The sequence below is a fragment of the Trichococcus sp. genome (genome assembly GCF_049589555.1).
In the GTDB taxonomy this organism is placed as follows: domain Bacteria; phylum Bacillota; class Bacilli; order Lactobacillales; family Aerococcaceae; genus Trichococcus.
Genome location: NZ_JBAWAZ010000262.1, coordinates 1 through 2,279, shown reverse-complemented (window position 1 = coordinate 2,279; position 2,279 = coordinate 1). Strand labels below are relative to the sequence as shown.

Sequence of the window (2,279 nt, the reverse complement as noted above, 5' to 3'; positions counted from 1 at the left end):
CAATAATTCGATTAAAAGCCGGCCCAATTCGTTTTCAGCGAGGTTTCAAGCAAAAATATCCACTTTTACCCCCGCATATGTTCCGCAATTATGAACGGAGGTGGAGCTACTTTGATGCTCTGTCCTCCGGCGAAAGGACCCTCGCCGGAGATGACACTCCGTTTCCCCGCCCATCACCGGTGGAGCGGGCTTCATCGGTGATGAAGGTTGTTTTTCAGTGTTGTTCTCCTGCCAGCCGGTCGCTCCCCGGAGGAAACCACGCTCCCCCGCACACAAAACAATAAGCAAAAACGCCGAAAATGTTTCTCGGCGTTTTTGCTTATTCGTTTATTTGGATTTGCAGGCCGCGGGGACCGACATTTGTTGAAAAGACAATATGCGTCTTGGTATCGCCAAAGCGTTGCAGGTCAGTGATGAATTCATCAAGTTCGATCGTGTTGGAATAGTAGACCTTCAATAACATCGAGTAATCACCCGTAATGCAGTCGCATTCCACGACATTGGGGATTTCTTCGATGTAACGGTAAAAATCTTTTTTGTCCTTTGCCGGGACTGCACAATTCACATAGGCCTTGATCAAAAAGCCCAATTTCTGATGGTCAAGAACAGCTTGATACGTACGAATATACCCAAGACCTTCCAAATTCTGCAAACGCACGGATACGGAAGGAGACGAAATGAAACACTCTTCAGCAATTTGTTTGACAGTGATTCGGCTGTTTTTTTGCATAATATTCAAAATTTTCCGATCTAATACATCCATAAAGGCCCCTCCATCCTAACAATTCTCATCATTTTCTTAATTTTAGTAAGAAATGATAAGAGTTGCAAGGTTGGGCTCACAAGATGTGTCATGCTTTATGACATTTTCTTCTTCCTGCCATCAAACAGAAGGTAAACAAACAGAGCGGTTATCCCGAATCCTCCACAAAAGAGGTACATGACTTGAAAGCCATACATACTGGCGATGATGCCCCAAAGCATTGCCCCGCCACCGTACGCTACATCCAGAGCAGCCGAGAAAATTGCTATCGCGCGTCCGCGTTCATGATCGGAAATACTTTGCAAAACAATCGTATTCATGACCGGAAGCAAACTGGCAAAACCAATTCCATAAAGCACAGCTGCTAATAGTAAATGAACAAGATCATCGGCATAAGCAAGTATCCCAAACGCTGCACTGATGCTTAGTATGCTGCCGCAAATCAAAAACGTTTGATTGACGCGCTTCAACATTTGCGGGAAGAGAAACCGGATCAGAACAGTGACGACCGTCATCACTGTAAAGTAGTAGCCGGCTCCGCTTATTTTCTTTTCGATCGCAAACTGCGCGATAAATGCGATGACACCGGAATTCGCAAAGCAAATCAAAAACATGATCAGACTCGGAAACGTCACGCCCCGATTCTTCATGACGGACAACGCTTCAGCCGCTCCGCCCTTCGACTTTGACTTTTCTCCGAAAAAAAGCGTTCTTGGCGATTCAGCACTTAGAAAAAAGCTTAATACAAATGCGACACTTGTCAACAAAAGCGCCACCCGAAACAAGGCTTCAAATCCGTATGCTTCCACCACCGCCAACCCCAGCAATGGTCCGATTGCGCCGGGGACTGCTTGGGCGATGCTGAAGTAGCCTAAGCCGACGGATAACTGTTCCTTTGGAATCAAATCCGCCGCCATCGTCGCAGCGCTTGTTGCTTGGATGCTGTTGCCGATTCCTTGGATCAAACGTAAACAAAACAGCATCAAGAGCGTCTGCAGTACATTCAACAAGGCGAAATCAATGAACAGAATCGCTAACCCGATAGTCAGCAACAGCCTGCGACCGTATCGATCCAACAATATTCCGATCGGCAGGCGGAAAAATAAAGCCGAAATGCCTAAAATCCCTACAATACTACCGGCTACCGCTTTTGACCCACCCAGTGCAGTCACATAGAGGGGCAGCGTTCCCATTTGGGTCGTGATTGCCGTCATCGCCAAAAAAGTGATGCTGTTGACCAAAAGGAAATCCTTGGTCCAAAGCTTGCTTTTTACTTCCGTATATTCCACGTGTCATCCCTCTCAGACTGCTGTTTTGAAACGGACTTGCATCAAGAATTGTTTTGTCCGCTCTTGTTTAGGATGATCAAAGACTTCTGAGGGTGTTCCTGATTCAACGACTACCCCATCAGCCATAAACACAACTTTATCCGCCACTTCTTGTGCGAACTGCATCTCATGGGTAACGATGATCATCGTTTGACCCGTGTCAGCCAATTGCCTCATCACATTCAACA

At 46.4% G+C, this 2,279-nt stretch carries 3 protein-coding genes and 1 pseudogene; 1 reads left to right on the top strand and 3 read right to left on the bottom strand.

The window, feature by feature from the left end; all coding sequences use genetic code 11:
* Positions 1-284: hypothetical protein (locus WBV27_RS09530; protein ID WP_424201516.1), on the top strand; the 284-nt coding region annotated here is incomplete at its 5' end.
* A 35-nt stretch (positions 285-319) separates the two neighbouring features.
* On the opposite strand, the gene WBV27_RS09525 is transcribed toward WBV27_RS09530, so the two are convergent.
* The 3 genes and pseudogenes from WBV27_RS09525 to WBV27_RS09515 form a co-directional block, all read right to left on the bottom strand.
* Positions 320-763 carry an Lrp/AsnC family transcriptional regulator gene (locus WBV27_RS09525; protein WP_319995864.1) on the bottom strand — a complete coding sequence of 148 codons (444 nt, stop codon included), beginning with the start codon at positions 761-763 and terminating at the stop codon, positions 320-322.
* A gap of 95 nt (positions 764-858) precedes the next feature.
* On the bottom strand, positions 859-2,052 hold the full coding sequence (locus tag WBV27_RS09520; RefSeq protein WP_424201514.1) for an MFS transporter: 1,194 nt from the start codon (positions 2,050-2,052) through the stop codon (positions 859-861).
* A gap of 12 nt (positions 2,053-2,064) precedes the next feature.
* Positions 2,065-2,279, bottom strand: a pseudogene (locus tag WBV27_RS09515) (amino acid ABC transporter ATP-binding protein); the annotation flags it as partial.

Excerpts from the sequence above, each read along its gene's own strand:
- WBV27_RS09525 (WP_319995864.1), bottom strand. The coding sequence starts at position 763 with ATGGATGTATTAGATCGGAAAATTTTGAATATTATGCAAAAAAACAGC.